Source organism: Acidianus ambivalens (genome assembly GCF_009729015.1).
In the GTDB taxonomy this organism is placed as follows: Archaea; Thermoproteota; Thermoprotei_A; order Sulfolobales; family Sulfolobaceae; genus Acidianus; species Acidianus ambivalens.
This window is the reverse complement of sequence record NZ_CP045482.1, coordinates 1117372-1135565: the sequence shown is the minus strand read 5'-3', so window position 1 is coordinate 1135565 and position 18194 is coordinate 1117372. Positions and strand designations below refer to the sequence as shown.

Genomic DNA, 18194 nt, shown 5'->3' with positions numbered 1-18194 from the left:
TAATTATCTATCCTTCAAGGATATAGACTATTTTGAACGAATAATTAGTAAGGTTTAAATAGTATAAGTTTTCTAAATTCTATGACAACATATGTCAGAATATGATATGATAATAATAGGTGGCGGTCCAGTAGGCCTATTTGGTGCATTCTACGCTACTTTAAGAGATATGAAAACGATGATAATAGATTCTCAAGATGAGCTAGGAGGTCAATTAGTATCATTATATCCAGAAAAAATGGTTTACGATGTTGGAGGTTATCCTGGTATATTAGGTTATGAATTAGCACAAAAGTTAGTAGAACAAGCTAAAATGTTTTCACCAGACATTAGACTAAAAGAGTGGGTCGATTGGATACAGAAAACAGACGATAATATGTGGATAGTAAAAACTGATAAAGGTAATCAATTTAAAACAAAAACAGTATTAATAGCAATGGGTATAGGAAAAATAATGCCATCTAGACTCGGAGCTAAGGGAGAGTTAGAATATGAGAATAAAGGAGTATACTATACAGTTAGAAGGAAAAAAGATTTTGAAGGCAAGAGAGTTCTAATAGTTGGAGGAGGAGACGCAGCAGTAGATTGGGCTTTAACTTTAGCTCCAGTAGCAAAATCAGTTACATTAATTCATAGGAGAGATCAATTTAGAGCTCATGAAAGAAGTGTTAAGGAATTATTCCAAGTTGCTACAGTATATACATGGCATGAATTGAAAGAAGTTAAAGGAGATGGCAACAAAGTTACACAAGCTATAATATTTGATAACAGAACCAAAGAAGAAAAAACTCTTGACGTTGATGCAGTGATAATAAGTATAGGCTTTAAGGGTGATCTAGGTAATTTACCTAAATGGGGAGTAGCAATGAAAGGGAGAGATGTAATTGTTAACGCTAGAATGGAAACTAACTTACCTGGAGTTTACGCAGCTGGAGATATTGCTTTACAAGAAGGAGCTCCAAAATTAGCCCTAATTGCTGTTGGATTTGGACAAGTTGCAATAGCTACTAGCGTTGCTAAAAAGTACATTGACCCTAATGCATCATTATTTGCAGGTCATAGCTCAGAAATGGACAAATTTAAGAAGGTTTAAGGCATTTTTTAAATCAAATTTTTATGAAAAAGAGAACTCCCAAATTAAGGGAATTAGTGGAAGGCGTATCAAGCTATTATATAATTGGTAATATAGTTATTTTATCTCCTAAGAAAAAAGATATAGATAAGGAAAAATTAGCCAAAGCAATTATGCAAATTAATCCGAAAGTTAAAGCTGTTTATATTAAGAGAAAAGTAACTGGTGAGCTTAGAATTAGCGAATTAGAATTAATAGGTGGGGAAAATATATCGAGGACAATTTTTAAAGAGAACGGCTTATCGTTTGTTGTTGATGTTAAGAAAGTCTACGTTAATCCTTCACTAGGCGGAGAAAGGAATAAAATAAAAGAAGAAGTCAAAGAAAACGAGAAAATTCTGGACGCTTTTTGCGGATATGGAGGTATTGCAATTCATGCTAGTACAATTTCTAGATACGTGGTTGCGGGTGACCTTAATATAGAAGGATTAGAAATGCTCAGAGAAAGTTTATCTCTAAATAAGAAAAAAATTCACCTAATAGATATTGTTCAATACGATGCCCATAATTTGCCTTTTAGGAATAAAGCGTTCGATAAGGTTTATGCAGATAATCCCACGATGATTTTAGAATTCCTTAATGAGTTATGCAGAGTGACTAAAGGTGAATTAATCATTTATATATTAACTACAAAGGAGGGGATGTCAAGAATACCTGCGTATAAATGGCTAAGAGTGAACGATTACTCTAAGGATCTCTTCATTTTTAAGGGGTATATCAGATGCAATGATAAAAACTTTAGCCTTATCACCTTGTCTTAACCTATTAATAATATCTCTTTTAATGTCAGCCGCCGCTTTATCGGAATAAACTAGTAGAGTAGAGTCAGAAATAAAATTTGATTTTCTTATAATTATCTTCACTTTATTAGAAAATGTCATTCTTTTATCTCCTCTCCCTGATACTATGTCTATAAGGTTATCAATCTTAATTACCACATAGCCATACCCATTTTCTTTAAGTATTTCTTTTACTTCTTCTTTTAAATCTGCTATTGCTTTAGTGGAATTTATTCCTATTATGCAATCTCCTCTGGGAGTCAAGTAATTCTCTTTAGTAAATTCTAAAGTAGATTTATGTTTTCCTAAAACATTTGGATGGCCATATATTTCTAAGGTATCTACAGCAAGCTTACTCATTTTTCATCAAAATAAAAGTATATCCTCTAACTTCCACTAATTTCGCATTGGTCAACTCTGCAACTTTTTTAGCAATTTCTCTCCTATCTTGGTCTTTTATTCCAATTCTTATTTTCACTACTTCATTGTCTTTTAATTGCCTTTTTATTTCATTTATTAAACCTTCTGTTAATCCATTCTTACCTATTCTAATTGTCGGATGTTCCGCTTTTGCTTTCTTTATTTTTTCTGAGATCATATCTCCTTATCCACCCACAAATTAAACAACTTCTAACTAAAATCTTTGACTTTATTCTTATTCTTTCCGTTTTACCTGGTATTAAAGGGGTTAGGCATTTTCTACAAAATTTTCTTTTATATTCTAATGGTATTTTAAATCTGCCTTTATTTGAGTATTCTCTAGCTAACATTATATATTTCCTAGCTAATTCTAAGTTTCCTTCCTCTGCAAGCTTTATTGCATCATTAATTAGCTTTAAGGCTCTCTTCTTTAGAGTTTTTTTATTCACATATATTTCTTATAATCCGTGAAACTTAATTTCATTCTTTTAGATTCGGCCTTAGAGCTTGTACCTAAAGAAATCTTAAACGATCCTAGCGTTATTAAAAATGCAGAAAGAAGGGGAAAGAAACCCCAAGATACTATCCTTGACATATCTTTACATTATCATGCAATGAGAAAATTGAAAGATTGGCAAAAAAGAGGTAGACCGGATATAGTACATATGGCAATGATAATGATTTTATCTGAAAAAGAAATTTTAGGAGATTTCTATATACATACTTACGACTCTAGAATTATAAAAGTTGAGAAAGATTTGAATCCGCCCAAAAATTATAATAGATTTATAGGTCTAATGGAACAGTTACTGAAGTTTGGTCAAATACCTCCAAATTCTTCTAGGCCTTTAATGAAAATACTAAATGTAAAGCTATCAGACATTGCCAAAAAATATAAGCCAGTACTTCTTTCAGAGGATGGAAACAAGATTGATCCGACATATCTTTGCAACGAAAATTTTCTTTTAGGGATAGGAGCTTTTCAGCATGGCGATTTTTCTGAAGAGGTAAAAGGAATTTTCACTGAACGCTATTCAATAAGTAAAAGAGCGTTAGAAACTCAACAAGTAGTATGTAGAATAATATCTTCTTGTAATTACTTATTAGGCTGGCCTTGATATTTAACTCTAGTAAATATTATTCCTCCAGGCGAATATGTCATTTCTAAAATTTCAAAGTAATAAGCCTCTAGAATCTTCCTAAATACTTTAGAAGTGCATAATGTAGATTCACTACTGAATCCACTACCAGTAATCCTTATTTCAATAATTTCATCATTAACTCTTTTTATTCTTATGTCCTTTATGGGTAACACAGATTTTATTGTATCATAAATTTGAAGCAATTCTTCAAATGTAGAAGCTCTAGACCTTAAATAGGAGGATATTTGCTGTCCTGTTCCATCGCATATTTCTTCTAACGCTTTCTGATCTTTCTCATAGGCTAGTTTAACTAAGTTTTCTATATACCAAGATGTAACAGGGATAATGTCAAGATCCTTAGTTATTTTATAAAATTCTACTAAATGAGATAAAGTTGTAGAATCTTCTCCACTTCTTATTAATTCTAACATAGATTTGAGTGCTATGTTAGTAAGAGAAAATATAGTGTATCCTCTACTTTTAGCTTCCTTTTCTAATTCTTTAACTATTTCAGCATCAGCCGCAATATTTACTCTTGCCACTTTACTCACATAAATGTAAACATTTTACCACTTTATAAAACTTGTTCATATTGAGAAATCATTAAAAATTAAAAAAATTATTTATATACTATTAAATCGAATATAATGAATAATATTAACGCTACTATAAACCCACCTAGATACCAGTTATCGTCTTTGAACAATGCTTTTATTAAATCAGAAAAGCTATTTATTTCAGTCTTCTTCTCTGCCATACATAATTTAAGGTTATTTTACTTTAAAAAATTTATCTCAGGAAAAGTAACAAAGATTTATCTATATAATTTTTCATAAAATTTTGACGATCATAATCTTGAAGTAATTTTAGTAGATAACGTCATATATATTAAAAATAATCTTAAATTAAGGCTTGCAAGTGTAAGCTTTTAAGTTCAATAATATTTCTACGTTCTAAAATATCCTTCCAGTGCAAACTTTTTAACAATACGAGTAAATAATATATTGGGTATGAAAAGGTGATTATGCTTGATACCCTTAGAAAAATTAAGGGAAGTTTCAAGAATATTTTTATTTACTGGAGCATTACTCTTGCCAATTTCAATCATAGAAATATATTTTGGTGAAATTTATCACTCAGCTGTACTTATAGCAGATTCATTTCACGGTTTTATAGATGCAACTTCAGCAATATTATTCTCTCTATTACTTAATATAATATATCGAAGATCAAATAAATTTCCATGGGGATTATATAACCTTGAAAGTATAGCTGTATTATTTGTTACAATATTTATAGTAATTCTCTCAATTAATTATATTAATTTAATAATTAACGATGTTAACTACGAAGTTCCAGCATGGCTGTCGTTAATAATATACTCAAATAGCGTATTAACTTTAGTAGTATTTATACTCGAGAAACGATATTCTTGGATATCTCTAGTAAAAACTGATCTTACTCATAGCAAATTGGATTTACTCATGGAAATAGTAAGTGGATTTGCAATAATTATAAATGAATATTATCTCACTTTAACTGTAGTTTTTACTATAATAGGCTTTATTCTAGCTGACGCCATAAGGCAATTTAAAGAGGCAATTTATTCGTTAATAGGCATTAACTGTGATGCTCCATTTAAGGATAGGATAAAGATAATTTTAGAGAGTCTTGGTATTAATCTCAAAAACATATATGTAAGAAAGCTGGGTTCCTTTTATATGGTATACATTGTTATTTCATTACCACCCGATTGCAAACTTTCAAATGTATATAAGATAAGAAAAACTGTAAAGAGAATTGTAAATTCATTTGAAAATGTTGCCATTGTGGAAGTAAGAGTAGTTCCAGAGAAAATTAAAAAGCACAAATTACTAATTACTAATGATGCAACAAAAGTTAGTAACAGCAATAAAGTTAATGAGGCAAATTGGGCCAAATATTCCGCTAATTTCAAAGATATTGAAAACGGAAGAGAGCTCATTAAAAGAGCAGTTACTAAAGATTAGGAACTTAAGTTTTACACCTGTTTATAGTTCTTCAATTATAAAGATAAATTTTGACAGATTGCCTATAAGAAAAAGCATTAAGTCTAATTTATCTTTTTCATTATCTCTAAAGGATGGTTTAAGAATAAAGGAATTTATAAATTACTCTGGAATTCCAGAATATTATGATGAAAAGTATGATAAGTGGAAAATGAGTTTAGATAAAAGAGCTGACGGATTAAAGGTCGAAGTTAAATATTCTGGTTACGCGCAACCTTTGATTTTCTCTTCACTTAGGTCTTTTTCTTCATTTAATGAGATCTTAAAAGGCATGTATAATCATACGGTAATAGAGAGTTTTATAATAGATTACGGTAATAGAGATGCTATACTAGATATTTTTCATAATTCCAAAAAAGTGCTTGAATGCTTAGAGTTAATACCTTTCATTAGGTTCTCGATTTTAATCGAAATAGACAATAACGAAGAGTTGTATATAACAGAATTGAGTTTACCTTTTACTTATCTAAATTATGTTTCTGAGTTATTAAGCGAATTAAAGTCAGAAATAGATATAATTTTTACATTAAATAAATTTCCATATATATCAAAAATTCTTTAAATTAAGTCTAGCTTCTTAACTTTAGGTAAAATTCCCTTTTCTTCTGTAAGCCTATAGAATGTTTCTAAACCTTTAATAACTTCGTTTTCGGGGACGTTATATTCTTGAATGTCTGCCCATATGGTTTTTTCTACTATTTCCTTATCTAAATTAGCTCCTTGTGCTTCTCTCATTATCTCAACATCTTTAGGAATTATTTCCTGTAAATTCTTTTCTGCATATTTTTTGCTTTTCTCGTAAACTTCCTTGAATTTTAAAGCTAAATCTTTTCCTAATTCTTTAGACACTACAACCATGCCCATTGGCATTGGGGCATTATTTGAAACATTCTTCCACATATCCCACATACTACCTATTTTGTAATATTTAACACCTAATTTCTGCATTGCATACATCATTTTAATTTCATGAACAGCAACTAGCACGTCGCCTTCAGTACCTAAGCCCTTGATTTCGTCTAAAACTCTCTTAATTATTACCAATTTTCCATATTTTCCTATAAGTAACTTATAAAGAGTAAAGGCCGAAGTATTTGGGCCGTGAACTATTAATCTAGATTTCTTGACTTCATCTAAACTCATTTCTTTAGAAGCTAAAATTGGCATACCTGTTATTCCATCTACAGCAGAAGCTACTGCGTTACTCATAATATAATAATCGTCTTGAATGTAAGGATACATAGCAGCTGATGGCACCGATACATCAACTTCCTTCTTTAGTACTTTCTCGTTTACATCTTGAACAGTTGGTATAACCTCAATTTCTAAGTTAAAACCTTCTGGTTTTATTTTTCCTTCAATTAATGGTATAAAAGGATATAGATCACCCGAATCTGCTAGGGCGCCAACTTTTATTGTTACCATGAATCTTAGTATATCCTGCAAGTTAAAAATGTTAGTTTCAGTAGGTAGTAAAAATAGGACTAAAGTTGAGGCGGTAAAAGAAGCATTAAATATTATTGGGCTAAAGGCTGAAATAATTCCAGTGGAAGTAGATTCTGGAGTTTCTTCTCAACCTTACTGTAAAGAAACTCTATTTGGTGCAAGAAACAGGGCAATTAGAGCATTGAGAACTGCAAACGCTGATATAGGAATAGGAATAGAAGGCGGAATATGCTTTGAGTATAACAAAGTATTAGCGTTTGCCGTAGTATACGCAGTAGATAAGGAAGGTAATGAAAACTTTTCAAAGTCTGCATCTTTCACTTTACCTCCAAAAGTAGTGAAGTATATAAATCAAGGTATTGAACTAGGCTATGCTGTAGATAAGGTTTACTCTAGGTCTGGTACAAAATATTCTGAAGGCGCTGTTGGAATTCTTACTAAATATATTGATAGAACAAGGTTATATGTAGATCCAGTAATTCTAGCATTATATCCATTTTATAACAAAAATATTTAGCTTTGAGAGGCTAATCTCTTAAACAAAAGTCCAATCTCTGGTAATTTTACAGTATCGTGTTCATTAGGTCTTGGAACTGTTGATAAGTAAACTCCATAGTCTTCATGATCACACATTTTATCTGATTTTGGCTCTCCATAGGGTGAAAATAATATGAAATCATCAACCTTCCTTAAAAGCTTTCTTAACCCATCATCAACCTCTTTATATATTTCACATTTTGCTTGTGGATTTACTCTCACTAGCCTATCTATAGCAGTAATATCAGCAATTACTGGCTGCTCTTCTAGTGAATCAAGAATTGCCTCTATTACTTTGTCTATCTCATCCTTGGCTGTTAAATTAGAATCATAAGGAAAGCCTAATTCACCATAAGTTGGATTTGTTATAGGTAAATTTATTGCAACTGCATTAGTCTCTTTAATTAATGTTGGTTTTTCTTCAACTTTAATATAGAATGAATTGCCGCCTATATCTCTCATTTCAAGAACTGACATCCACGAAGACGCAGGATGCTGGGGTTTTCTATTTACAACAACTCCTCTAAATGCACTACTAAATAAAGTAAGTAAGAATCTAGGATTGCACTTCATGAAACTACTATAGCTTAAACCATCAACACCTATGAGCAAAGGTTTCATTAATTATCACTTTAATAATTCCTTAATTCTTATTTCAATTTCTTCCCTTGGAACAGCTCCTATGACTTCATCTACTGGCTCTCCATTCTTAAAGAATATAACAGTAGGTAGGCTCATAACTCCATATCTTGCTGCAATATCTTGATTTTCGTCAGAATTCACTTTTCCAAATCCTACTTGTGGATAATCTTTTGCTAATTCCTCAATAATTGGTGCTAACATTATGCAAGGAGCACACCATTCTGCCCAAAAGTCTATTACTGCTACCTTATGAGATTTTATAAAATTATCAAAAGTGTTGCTATCTAAATGCGCTACTAGTTCTTCTTGGGTTTTTTGATTTTCTTGCATACCTTTACTTGTGTTCATTATCTGTTTAATTTTTTTCTTTAATAACTCCTCTAGTTCTGGATCGTAATCGCTACTCATAAGTAAGTAGTCTATTTCATTATTTAAAAAGTTTATATTGGAAGAACTAAATCTAAAGTTATGGTCAATATCATTATTGGAGGAGGAATAACTGGACTATTTACTGCTGTCAAGATTTCAGATGCAATGATAATTGACGAAAAGGAAAACTTAAGAAATTCCAACGCTAGTTTATGGTCAGTAATTCCTCCATTATGCGGAAAATATTTCAACGAATGCCTAAAAGGAGAAGATGATTATGTGAAAATAGGTAACGAGTATGGAATATATTTCAGGAAAACATTTTTGCTAAGAAAATCCGAGAAGCCTTTAGGAGGAGGTAAAATGATTGATAAAAAGGAAATAAAAGAGATAGAACCTTCAATAGATTTAGAATACGCTGAATATTTTGATAATTCACTTTTTATAGACGGAGACGAATTATTACAGAAGGTTGGAATGGAGTTTCCTTTCCTTCATGCTAAAGTTACTAAAATTAATGCAAAAGATAATTATGTAGAAAGCATAGAAACTTCTGCGGGAGTATTAAAAGGAGAAAATTACATTATTACTGCAAGCTATCTTCTTTCAGATCTTATAGGTAATTATGTTAAACTAATTCCTTTTAAAGGGCATTTAATAATAGCCGAACCATATAAGAAGTTAAATGGAATAGTAGTTATAGGCGATAGAATAGCAGTCCAAGGTAAAAAGATGTATTTAAATGGAGATTCTAAGCAGGATAGCTCTATGGATATAGATTTTGAAGAAGTTAAGAAAACGATTTCAACTTTTAGTGAATTGATAAACAAAAATAACCTTGAAATTAGAGTAGGATTTAGAAGTGTAAGTGAAAATAGTGACCCAGTCGCAATTAAACCTTTTGAAAATCTTATAATTGTTGGAGGATATAGGTTTGGATACGCAATAGCTCCATACTTAGCAGAAAAAGTAAAGGAGATGTTAAAAGAATGAACATTAAAGTACTAATTTCTAACGTTGACGCAGTAGGAAAAACTGTTAAAAAATTAGGATATAAATTTGAGGAAATAAGCGAAGATGTAATAGATTTTAAATATAATTCTGGTGATGCAATAGTAGTAATATGCAGGCACGAGAGCTCCGCAAAAATTCCTTCATTGACTGTTCATCATCCAGGTAATATAGGTAATAAGACAATGGGTGGAGAAGCAAATAAATTAGGGATAGCATTTCCAAGACTTATAACTTCAATATATCGCGAAATATCAAAGATTGATATCAATATAGATAAAGTATTTGAAGCCACTCATCATGGCCCTACTTATCAAACTATTCCAGTGATTTTCGCTGAAGTGGGTAGCAGTGAGGAATATTGGAATAACGAAAAATTAGTCAAAAATTTAGTTGATGCGGTTTTAAGGGGGATTGAGAGACTAGAAGAAACTACTTGTGATAATGTTATTTTAGCTTTTGGTGGCCCTCATTATGCGCATAATGTTTCAAAGCTTGCAATGAAATCATGTATATCACATATTATATCTAAACATTATATATCAGAATTAAATTCGAACATTATTCAACAAGCATTAGAAAAAACAATTAACAAAATTGATACTATATTATTCGATAGCTTAAACCAGAAAACTAGAGAAAAAATACTATCTTTGATTAATAGTAATAATATATCTGTTAAGTCTCTTTAACAACTCCTGTGCAAGTATAGGAGATCCTATAGAATGTATTCTAAACTTTCCGTCAATTATTTCTATAGCAGTTATACTAGCGTTTGGTAAGGAAATTCCGAAGGCGGAAATATCATCTAAGCCTAAAATATGGCCTATAAGTGCTCTTATAGGGTCATAATGAGAAACAGCAACTATTGCACCTTCCTCATTCTTGATAGAATTAACAAATTCTATCATTCTCCTTTGCATTGATTCCCAAGGTTCTAGTCCTTTAACTTCTATTTGTCCTTTTATTAATTTTATTTTCCAATGATCAGAGGGATCAAATTTTTTATTATTTAGATCGCCGAGATATCTTTCTCGTAATCTATCGTCTATAATCGGTATCAGACCTAATTCATTTGCTATTATTGTAGCAGTTTGATATGCTCTAAGTATAGGACTAGTGAAAATCTTAGTTATTTTAAGTTTTGACAATTCTTTGGCAGTATTTTTAGCTTGAGTTTGCCCTTCTTCTGTCAAAGGATAATTGTTAATATCATGTGATAAAATTTTGTTCTGATTAGAGACACTGTGCCCATGTCTAACGAATAATACTAATACCATTTCTATGAACTATTTGCTGTCTGACTTTTTTGTTTATCGGTTTAACAACTTTTAAATATTATATTACTTTAAGTTAAAGCGTGGGGCTATTTAATAGGAAGAAAAATAACAACGATAGCAAGCAAGTGAGAATCTTATTTACTTCTGATCTTCATGGCTCTGACGTAGTTTTCAAGAAGTTTCTTAATGCAGGTAAAATGTATAAAGTTGACGCTTTAATAATAGGGGGAGATCTAGCCGGTAAAGCCTTAATACCTATAATTGAACTCAATGATGGAAATTATGAGATAGACGGAAATAAATTTTCAAAAGATATATTAGCCCAGAAAATATCAGAGATTAGAAATCAAGGAAATTATTATGTCATTGTCAGTAAAGAGGAATTCGAAGATATGAAACATGATAAAAGAAAGGTAGACGAGGCTTTTAAAAATGCTATGACTGAGGTTGTAAGAAATTGGATAAAAATTGCTGAAGAGAGATATAAAGGTCTTAATATTCCAATTTACGTTAATTTAGGTAATGATGATCCAGAATACTTGTTTAACGTGTTAGATGAAAGCGACATAATGATAAAAACTGAGGGGAAAGTAGTTAATATAGATAAATATGAAATGATTTCTTATGGTTATGTTAATCCTACTCCTTGGCATACGCCTAGGGAAATGCCAGAAGAGAAACTATACGAAGCTTTAAAACATGAGGTAGAAAAGCTATCTAACCCCTCTGAGGCTATATTTAATTTCCATGCCCCTCCATATGGTAGTAATTTAGATAACGCTCCATTACTTGATGAAAATCTTAAACCTGTAGTTAAGGGAGGAGAAATAGTATTTACTCATGTTGGGTCTCAAGCTGTAAGAAAAATAATTGAAGAAACTCAACCTTTATTAGGTCTTCATGGCCACATTCATGAGTCTAGAGGTTTTGATAAAATAGGTAGAACTATAGTTATAAATCCAGGAAGTGAATATGGTGAAGGTTTATTGCATGCAGCCTTAGTTGTTTTAGAAGGAGGAAAAGTAAAGGCTTACCAATTTATAATAGGATAAGAAAGTTTTTAGTCTTAAATCTTTTCTAATTTATTTATGGCAACAAAAGTTTCTCAAATAGCTACTACAAAAGTTTATGTAGTTAAGCCTAACGTCACAATAGCAGAAGCCGCAAAGGAAATGAAAGAGCATAATTTAGGTTCATTAGTAGTTATAGATTCTCAAAATAGAGTAGTTGGAATTATAACAGAGAGAGATATAGTTAAGGCAGCTTCTAATAGAGATATTGATAGTCCAGTAGAAAAGTACATGACTAAAGATGTAAAAGGGGTAACTGAAGATACCGAAGTTACTGATGCATTAGATATAATGCTGAATAACGGATTTAGGCATTTACCAATAATTAAAAGCAATGGAAAACTATATGGAATAGTTTCTATACGTGACTTAGCTAGAGCTTTATTAGACGTGCACACAATGCAGTTTGGTAAACCTGCTGAAGAAGTCAAAGGAACTGGAGTTATTTGTCCAGTATGTGGTATGGAAATTGATGAGTATGGATATTGTGGTTGTGGGACTGGATCCGGCTAAAAATTTTTAAGTAGGTTTTAGCTGTTTTCTATGTATGATAATATTTTATGCAGTAGGTGAAAAAGACAGGGCAAAAGAATTAGTAAGAATAATTACAAAAACTAGATGGAAAACAATTTCTAAGCATGCAATAAAAATTTCTAGTTCATCAATAGGACCTTCGATAGTAATATTTAAGCCAACATTAGCTGGCCTAGCAGTAGCCTTATGGTTAAAATCTAAGGCAGAAGAATTAGGCATGACAACTTCAGTAGGATGGTTTACACCAATTACTAATGTTCCACCTCAAGTAGAAGACGCAATAAAGACGGACTTAAATAAAATTCTTATGAAGAGGCTAGAGGTTCCATGGTCTCCTTAAGTAATTCTATATTTTCATCGCTCTTTGTTATTATTACGTAGTCTGTTATACTGTTAAGGTATTTTACTATTTTATCGAATCTTCTTTGATCGAACGTCATGAATGATTCGTCTACTATGAAGAATGGCGTCTTAAAGTAGGATTTCAGCGCAGTTAATACTAAAATTAAAGCTAATGTAGTCCTTTCTGAGGATGATAACTTTCTTAGCTCTAATGTAGCGTCATTTCTTTTAACTACTAGCCTATCATTCTCGTCAATCTCTGCTCTCAAGTCAAATTCTAACTCTTTAAGCAGGTAATTTGCTATTTTAACGAACTCTTCTCTTGCTATAGTCAATCTTCTCATATATTCTTTTTCTAGGTCATCTACCATTTTTTGTACTTCCTGCAATTCTTTCTGTTTCTCACTGATTTTATTTAGTATTGTTGACGGAATTCCATTTATTGCTAATTCGTATTCGTATTCGTCTTTCTTTTTCTTCAACTCCTCTATTCTCTTATTTATAGAATCATTAATGTCATAAACTCTATATATTTCTGCATTTCTGTTGAATCTTTCCTCCATTTCTCTTCTTTGTCTTTCTAAGTCATCTATAGTTGACTTTACGCTTTCTATTCTATTCTCAAGTTCTGATCTCGACATCTTTAGCTTTGAAATTTCTGAGCTTATTTGATCTAATTCTTTCAGTTTTTTCTCAATCTCAGATTTCTTACTTAATAGTTCATCAGCTTCCTTCTTTATTCCAGCGTATAGAGAATTCTTTTCTTGTAATTCTTTAGAAATCACATCAATTCTAACTTTCCATATTGAAGGATCTACATGACTTCCACATACATAACATGTAGTTAGATGCTGTTTTTCTGATTCTCTTATCTGATCTAAAACTTTTTCAAGTAATCTTATTTCTATTTCTGCCTCGTTTCTTTGGGCTGTAATTTTCTGTAACTGTGCATTTATTTCTTGAAGCTGTCTCTCATAAGATTGTCTGATTTCAGGAGATGCTAAGCTCTCTTTGTTCTTTATTTCTTGATCCAATCTTGCTATTCTGTTTTGTAAATCTTCGAGCTCTCTCTTTTTAACTTCGATCTTTTCCTTTATATCACGAAGTTTATTCTCATTAGTGATACTAATTGTCTGAGTAGTTTTGTTTAATACCTTATCACTTTCCTTCTCTTTTTCTAGTCTAGCTATTTCATCTTCAATTTGTTTTATCTTTGTTTGTAATTCTATTGCTTCCTTATGCTTTCTATTTAGATCGTCAATCTCAGCTTGTAAGTTATGTAATTTAGTTTCCATTTCTTCCTTTTTTGATTTTAGTTCATTAATTTTAGAAGTGGCAGAGATAAACCATTCTACGTTTTCCTCTCCGCTCATTATTTGATTTAATAGCTTATTCTCTGGAGAGAAGTACGATAGTAGAAGAGCTCTATCGTCGTCTAGTAATAATTTAGAACTCTCCATTATTTTATTCTTAACTCTTTTAATTCTTCTATAGTAAGTTCTTCCATCCAGATCGAGTTCTACATATCCAGAATTTGCAAATACATTAAGCAAATCGTCTGGTTTAATTGCTGAAGTTAATAGTGAAACTAAAGCTTTTGCTAGCGATGTCTTACCGTAGGCGTTTGGAGCTTTATATATATTAACTCCTTTTGTTAATTCTACTTCTAAAGGACTTACAATACCACCGATATTATATACTCTTACCTTCATCTAGGTATAATTTAATTTAGCATTAAAAAATCTTTTCACTAATATAGAAATGATTTTTTTCATGAAATTAATAAATATCATATTTAGCTTCCTAAGCTTTTTATATTATGCTTATACAATTCTATTATGCCTAGATATGCAATAATAGATTCAGATACAGCAAGCGATGATACAATAGCTATATTACTTGCCTCTAAATTTTTCAAATTACTTGGAATAACAATAGTCGCAGGTAATGTTAAATTTGAAAACGAGATTAAAAACGCGCTATTTACTGTGGAATATTTTAATTTAGATGTTCCAGTTTTTATCGGTTCGTCAAGGCCTATTATGGGAAAATGGAGAACAGTAGAGGAAGTTCATGGAAATAATGGTATAGGAGATTGGAAGATTGAAGAACCTAAAATATCTCCAGAGAAAGAACACGCAATAGATGCTATAATTAGATTGTCTAAAGAATATGAAGGTGAACTAGAAATACTTGCAGTATCACCCTTAACTAACTTAGCCTTAGCTTACTTAAAAGATCCAACCATTGTAAAAAGAATAAAAAAGGTTTGGATAATGGGTGGGGCATTTAGTCGTGGTAATACCACTCCAATAGCAGAGTTTAATTTTTGGGTAGATCCAGAGGCTGCAGAAATTGTACTTAATGCGGGATTTGATATAACTATAGTTCCTTGGGAAACCACAGAGGATGCTGCAGAAATTACTGACGATGAATGGAAGAAAATAGAATCAATTAACTCAAAAGCTTCTACATTTTTTATTAATGTTAATAGAACATTAAGAGAATATTCCAAAAAATACGAAGGTAGAGGGAGCATTCATACAGATTCCCTTACAGCAACTATAGCATATGATAATTCTTTAATATTACAACAAGGAGAATTTAAGGTAGACGTGGAAACGTGTTCTATTTCTAGAGGCGCAATGCTAGTGGATTGGTATAATTTCTCTAAAAGCAAAAATGCTAAAATAGTTTTGAAAGCAGATAAACAGAAGTTTATCAATTACTTATTTTCAATTTTAGAACAGTCAGCATAAGCTACTACACTTAAGTTAATTACATTAATGCCTTTATTTTTAAGCTGCTGAATTATATCGTCTATGTTTATATCAACGTCTATTATCTCATTTTTATCTTCGCATATTACATTTACATGAGGATTTCTTCTCATTTCGTACCAAGTTATTCCGTTTGCCTCAAAGGAATTTATAATTCCTGCACTTTCTAATGCCTCTAGAGCGTTATAGACTGTAGATAAGCTTATGCTTGGTTCGTTTTTCTTTAATTCTTCAAATATTTGTTCACCGCTATAATGACCACCTCTACTTAGTAATTTAAGTACTGCAAGTCTCTGGGGAGTTACTTTCAATCCCTTCTTTCTTAGTATCTCAACTGGATCTATTTCCATGATGAAACTACTATCATTTTGGAGTAATTAAAATTTATCCATCTTCAACATTTTTAAGATATAAAATCTAAATGAATAGTATGAAATATCTTGTAGATATAAGTGTAGAACCCATAGGTACAAATAGTACAAGTATATCAAGGTACGTAAAACTAGTTTATGAAGTACTTAAGGCTAAGGGAATAAAATTCTATCCAGCTCCTTCAATGACTACTTTGGAAATAGATGACATAACGCAATTAGGCTATATAATTAAGGATATTGATGATACTCTAGCTAAAGAAGGGGTAAAAAGAATCGTCACAATTATGAAAATAGATGATAGAAGAGATAAAGAAAACTCCATTGAACATAAGCTAGAAGCAATCAAAATGTAGAAGTATACATTTTTATTTCATATAAATATTTCCTAACTCTATCATCTAATAACGCCTTTGTAACGTCGGTTGTAGTTATTACTCCCGCTAATTTATCTCCTTTTACTACAGGTATTCCTTTAATTTTTCTAGAAGCCATTAATTTTGCGGCACTTGCTAAATCTTCTCCCGCATCAACGACAATGATGTTTGGGCTCATAACTTCACTAACGTTAATTTTGCATTCCTTGTATTTTATGGCAGGTGCCATGTAAAGTAGATCTGTAGTAGTTAATTGGCCTTCTATTTTGTCTTCATCTACTACAATTAATCTGCTAACGTCTTTTTCGACTAAAGTTTTAACGGCATTTATTAATGAATCTGATTTTGAAATAGTTATTGCAGGAGAAGTCATGTATTCTTCAGTTTTTTGCAATCCCCTTATCTGTGAAGCGTAGTATTGAGTAAGATCCGATTTAATTATCATACCTAAAGCTTTTCCGTCGTCGCTACATACTACCAAAAGCGGCTGTTTTTTATCTATCATTATTTCTGCAGCTTCAAGTGGGTCTATACTCTCATTAACACATACTATATCTTTTCTCATCACTTCCGAAACATAAACCTTATCAAAACTTATTTCTTCTCCTTTTTCGTACACAAATTTTATAATATCTTTCTGAGTTAATGCACCTAAGGGAAAACCTTTCTCGTCTGTAACTATTGCCTTGGGAACATATTCCATTATCATTATTTTAGTTGCGTAGAGTAATGTATCATAAGGCCTAAGAATTATTGAGGATCTAATAATTCCCATATACTAAGATTCTATTTTCGTCTTAAAAAATCATTGAGATTAATAAGTTTAGCATACTATATTAACTTATGGAAAATTTTAGAGAGCTAATTATTGATGCAGCCCTTTCAAAAAGAATTAAAAATTTTAAAGACATAGAAAGTGAAGGTATAAGAAAGAGGAATATATGCTCATATTTTAACGGGAAAATTTGCAGAATAAAATTTGAGGAAAGTGTTGTAAGTTCATGGCTATCTCAAGAGGGTATAACTCCTCATCCAGTTTTATGCTATATTTGTCCATATTTCTCTCTTAAGGAAGAAGAAGAAAGTATCAAGTCAAGTCTCTTTGATATCTATGCATATTACGCAAAGCTCAAAGAGAGCGTTGAAAAGGAATTACAGTTTATAGAGTCTAGAGTAAATAACTTTGTATATTCTTCCGTATCTCTTAAAAGAAGAAGAGAGGAGTTGATATATCTTTTGGACGATATAAATGAAAAAATAAAGATAACAACGGAACTTATTAAGCTTTCAGAGTATTCTTAATTATGGAAATCTTTAACGATCCACAAGGATATTTACAGTGGTATAAAAGAAACAAAATGATTTATGAAAGCGAATTAAGAGCTGTAAAGAGGCTTAATCTTTCAAATTGCTTAGATATTGGTGCAGGTCCTTCAGTGTTTCATGAAGCAATAAGTGGTAGAATAATCTCATTAGATATTTCCGATGCAATGCTAAGGTTAACAAATCCTACCGAAGATAAAATACAAGCTGACGCGCTATATTTACCTTTAAGAAATAAGTCGGTTGAATGCACTTTTATTTCAGTTACTATCTGTTTCATAAGCGATGTTGAGAAATTGTTACAGGAAGTACAAAGAGTTACCAAAAAAGAGTTCGCTGTATGCATTGTTCCTGAAGATTCTAGTTGGGGTCAATATTATACTGAATTAGGCAAGAAAGGTCACAAATATTACTCCAAAGCTCATTTTATTTCTAAAAAAGAGCTTATTTCCTTAATACAGCAGTATTTTGAAATAAAGGATACAATATCTACGTTAAGGTATTCTCCTTTTGATGAACCTAAAGTAGAGGATCCAGAAGAAGGCCTAGAAGGTTCTTATATATGCGTAAAAGCTAAACCAAAAAGTTAGG

The 18194-nt window shown here is 31.3% G+C and carries 27 protein-coding genes; 15 read left to right on the top strand and 12 right to left on the bottom strand.

Going from position 1 to position 18194, the window contains the following annotated elements:
* The first annotated feature begins 91 nt into the window (after positions 1 to 91).
* Together D1866_RS06700 and D1866_RS06695 are read left to right on the top strand one after the other, a co-directional pair.
* On the top strand, positions 92 to 1093 hold the full coding sequence (locus tag D1866_RS06700) for an NAD(P)/FAD-dependent oxidoreductase (RefSeq protein WP_152941775.1): 1002 nt from the start codon (positions 92 to 94) through the stop codon (positions 1091 to 1093).
* 23 nt (positions 1094 to 1116) lie between these two features.
* Complete coding sequence (locus tag D1866_RS06695; protein WP_152941777.1) at positions 1117 to 1893, top strand: class I SAM-dependent methyltransferase; 777 nt, start codon at positions 1117 to 1119, stop codon at positions 1891 to 1893.
* Here D1866_RS06695 and D1866_RS06690 read toward each other — a convergent pair.
* From D1866_RS06690 to D1866_RS06680, 3 genes are read right to left on the bottom strand one after another with little or no spacing between them, the layout of a single operon-like run.
* Complete coding sequence (locus D1866_RS06690; RefSeq protein ID WP_152941780.1) at positions 1801 to 2271, bottom strand: DUF371 domain-containing protein; 471 nt, start codon at positions 2269 to 2271, stop codon at positions 1801 to 1803. The genes D1866_RS06695 and D1866_RS06690 overlap by 93 nt on opposite strands.
* The gene (locus D1866_RS06685) at positions 2264 to 2509 is read right to left on the bottom strand and encodes a YhbY family RNA-binding protein (RefSeq protein WP_152941782.1); all 246 of its coding nucleotides are present in this window, start codon (positions 2507 to 2509) and stop codon (positions 2264 to 2266) included. Before D1866_RS06685 ends, D1866_RS06690 begins: the two co-directional genes overlap by 8 nt.
* On the bottom strand, positions 2460 to 2780 hold the full coding sequence (locus D1866_RS06680) for a ribonuclease P protein component 4 (RefSeq protein WP_155861102.1): 321 nt from the start codon (positions 2778 to 2780) through the stop codon (positions 2460 to 2462). Before D1866_RS06680 ends, D1866_RS06685 begins: the two co-directional genes overlap by 50 nt.
* Positions 2781 to 2798: 18 nt before the next feature.
* On the opposite strand from D1866_RS06680, the gene D1866_RS06675 reads away from it, so the two are divergent.
* On the top strand, positions 2799 to 3449 hold the full coding sequence (locus tag D1866_RS06675; RefSeq protein ID WP_155861101.1) for a 16S rRNA methyltransferase: 651 nt from the start codon (positions 2799 to 2801) through the stop codon (positions 3447 to 3449).
* Here D1866_RS06675 and D1866_RS06670 read toward each other — a convergent pair.
* Together D1866_RS06670 and D1866_RS13120 are read right to left on the bottom strand one after the other, a co-directional pair.
* Complete coding sequence (locus D1866_RS06670; protein WP_155861225.1) at positions 3428 to 4015, bottom strand: hypothetical protein; 588 nt, start codon at positions 4013 to 4015, stop codon at positions 3428 to 3430. The two genes, D1866_RS06675 and D1866_RS06670, sit on opposite strands and share 22 nt — an antisense overlap.
* A 77-nt stretch (positions 4016 to 4092) precedes the next feature.
* Positions 4093 to 4230, bottom strand: a complete 138-nt coding sequence (locus tag D1866_RS13120; RefSeq protein WP_170254132.1) for a hypothetical protein — start codon at positions 4228 to 4230, stop codon at positions 4093 to 4095.
* A gap of 271 nt (positions 4231 to 4501) precedes the next feature.
* Here D1866_RS13120 and D1866_RS06665 point away from each other — a divergent pair, with 271 nt between their 5' ends.
* Both D1866_RS06665 and D1866_RS13115 read left to right on the top strand, forming a co-directional pair.
* The gene (locus D1866_RS06665; protein ID WP_152941784.1) at positions 4502 to 5482 is read left to right on the top strand and encodes a cation efflux transmembrane domain-containing protein; all 981 of its coding nucleotides are present in this window, start codon (positions 4502 to 4504) and stop codon (positions 5480 to 5482) included.
* A gap of 58 nt (positions 5483 to 5540) precedes the next feature.
* Positions 5541 to 6083, top strand: coding sequence for a hypothetical protein (locus D1866_RS13115; protein WP_152941798.1), 543 nt, complete (start codon positions 5541 to 5543; stop codon positions 6081 to 6083).
* Here the strand turns inward: D1866_RS13115 and D1866_RS06660 are convergent.
* Positions 6080 to 6946 carry a menaquinone biosynthesis family protein gene (locus D1866_RS06660; RefSeq protein WP_152941801.1) on the bottom strand — a complete coding sequence of 289 codons (867 nt, stop codon included), beginning with the start codon at positions 6944 to 6946 and terminating at the stop codon, positions 6080 to 6082. The two genes, D1866_RS13115 and D1866_RS06660, sit on opposite strands and share 4 nt — an antisense overlap.
* Before the next feature lie 28 nt (positions 6947 to 6974).
* On the opposite strand from D1866_RS06660, the gene D1866_RS06655 reads away from it, so the two are divergent.
* Positions 6975 to 7484, top strand: coding sequence for a DUF84 family protein (locus D1866_RS06655; protein WP_152942959.1), 510 nt, complete (start codon positions 6975 to 6977; stop codon positions 7482 to 7484).
* Here D1866_RS06655 and D1866_RS06650 read toward each other — a convergent pair.
* Both D1866_RS06650 and trxA read right to left on the bottom strand, forming a co-directional pair.
* Positions 7481 to 8125 (bottom strand): hypothetical protein, encoded by a 645-nt coding sequence (locus D1866_RS06650; protein WP_152941803.1) that lies wholly within the window; start codon positions 8123 to 8125, stop codon positions 7481 to 7483. The genes D1866_RS06655 and D1866_RS06650 overlap by 4 nt on opposite strands.
* A 6-nt stretch (positions 8126 to 8131) precedes the next feature.
* Positions 8132 to 8554, bottom strand: coding sequence for a thioredoxin (gene trxA / locus D1866_RS06645; protein WP_013777094.1), 423 nt, complete (start codon positions 8552 to 8554; stop codon positions 8132 to 8134).
* A gap of 60 nt (positions 8555 to 8614) precedes the next feature.
* Between trxA and D1866_RS06640 the strand changes: the two genes are divergently transcribed.
* Both D1866_RS06640 and D1866_RS06635 read left to right on the top strand, forming a co-directional pair.
* A complete protein-coding gene (locus D1866_RS06640) occupies positions 8615 to 9508 on the top strand; it encodes an FAD-dependent oxidoreductase (RefSeq protein ID WP_152941805.1) in 894 nt (297 codons plus the stop codon).
* Positions 9505 to 10218: a D-aminoacyl-tRNA deacylase gene (locus D1866_RS06635; RefSeq protein ID WP_152941807.1), complete on the top strand. Its 714-nt coding sequence runs from the start codon at positions 9505 to 9507 to the stop codon at positions 10216 to 10218. The genes D1866_RS06640 and D1866_RS06635 overlap by 4 nt, the downstream gene beginning before the upstream one ends.
* Here D1866_RS06635 and D1866_RS06630 read toward each other — a convergent pair.
* Positions 10174 to 10806: a 2,3-diphosphoglycerate-dependent phosphoglycerate mutase gene (locus tag D1866_RS06630; RefSeq protein ID WP_152941809.1), complete on the bottom strand. Its 633-nt coding sequence runs from the start codon at positions 10804 to 10806 to the stop codon at positions 10174 to 10176. The two genes, D1866_RS06635 and D1866_RS06630, sit on opposite strands and share 45 nt — an antisense overlap.
* A gap of 80 nt (positions 10807 to 10886) precedes the next feature.
* Here D1866_RS06630 and D1866_RS06625 point away from each other — a divergent pair, with 80 nt between their 5' ends.
* From D1866_RS06625 to D1866_RS06615, 3 genes are read left to right on the top strand one after another with little or no spacing between them, the layout of a single operon-like run.
* Positions 10887 to 11858: a metallophosphoesterase family protein gene (locus D1866_RS06625; protein WP_155861100.1), complete on the top strand. Its 972-nt coding sequence runs from the start codon at positions 10887 to 10889 to the stop codon at positions 11856 to 11858.
* Positions 11859 to 11894: 36 nt separating this feature from the next.
* A complete protein-coding gene (locus D1866_RS06620; protein WP_152941811.1) occupies positions 11895 to 12389 on the top strand; it encodes a CBS domain-containing protein in 495 nt (164 codons plus the stop codon).
* Positions 12390 to 12423: 34 nt separating this feature from the next.
* On the top strand, positions 12424 to 12750 hold the full coding sequence (locus D1866_RS06615; protein ID WP_013777088.1) for a hypothetical protein: 327 nt from the start codon (positions 12424 to 12426) through the stop codon (positions 12748 to 12750).
* On the opposite strand, the gene D1866_RS06610 is transcribed toward D1866_RS06615, so the two are convergent.
* Positions 12716 to 14464, bottom strand: coding sequence for an archaea-specific SMC-related protein (locus D1866_RS06610; protein ID WP_152941813.1), 1749 nt, complete (start codon positions 14462 to 14464; stop codon positions 12716 to 12718). The two genes, D1866_RS06615 and D1866_RS06610, sit on opposite strands and share 35 nt — an antisense overlap.
* 126 nt (positions 14465 to 14590) lie before the next feature.
* On the opposite strand from D1866_RS06610, the gene D1866_RS06605 reads away from it, so the two are divergent.
* The gene (locus D1866_RS06605) at positions 14591 to 15511 is read left to right on the top strand and encodes a nucleoside hydrolase (RefSeq protein WP_152941815.1); all 921 of its coding nucleotides are present in this window, start codon (positions 14591 to 14593) and stop codon (positions 15509 to 15511) included.
* Here the strand turns inward: D1866_RS06605 and D1866_RS06600 are convergent.
* Positions 15478 to 15882, bottom strand: a complete 405-nt coding sequence (locus D1866_RS06600; protein WP_152941817.1) for a Fur family transcriptional regulator — start codon at positions 15880 to 15882, stop codon at positions 15478 to 15480. The genes D1866_RS06605 and D1866_RS06600 overlap by 34 nt on opposite strands.
* Before the next feature lie 80 nt (positions 15883 to 15962).
* Between D1866_RS06600 and D1866_RS06595 the strand changes: the two genes are divergently transcribed.
* Positions 15963 to 16259, top strand: coding sequence for an MTH1187 family thiamine-binding protein (locus D1866_RS06595; RefSeq protein ID WP_231136434.1), 297 nt, complete (start codon positions 15963 to 15965; stop codon positions 16257 to 16259).
* Here the strand turns inward: D1866_RS06595 and D1866_RS06590 are convergent.
* A complete protein-coding gene (locus tag D1866_RS06590; RefSeq protein ID WP_152941821.1) occupies positions 16249 to 17055 on the bottom strand; it encodes a CBS domain-containing protein in 807 nt (268 codons plus the stop codon). The two genes, D1866_RS06595 and D1866_RS06590, sit on opposite strands and share 11 nt — an antisense overlap.
* Positions 17056 to 17123: 68 nt before the next feature.
* Between D1866_RS06590 and D1866_RS06585 the strand changes: the two genes are divergently transcribed.
* A complete protein-coding gene (locus D1866_RS06585; protein ID WP_152941823.1) occupies positions 17124 to 17582 on the top strand; it encodes a hypothetical protein in 459 nt (152 codons plus the stop codon).
* Between the two features lie 2 nt (positions 17583 to 17584).
* Positions 17585 to 18193 (top strand): class I SAM-dependent methyltransferase, encoded by a 609-nt coding sequence (locus tag D1866_RS06580; protein ID WP_152941825.1) that lies wholly within the window; start codon positions 17585 to 17587, stop codon positions 18191 to 18193.
* The last annotated feature ends 1 nt before the right edge of the window (position 18194 follow it).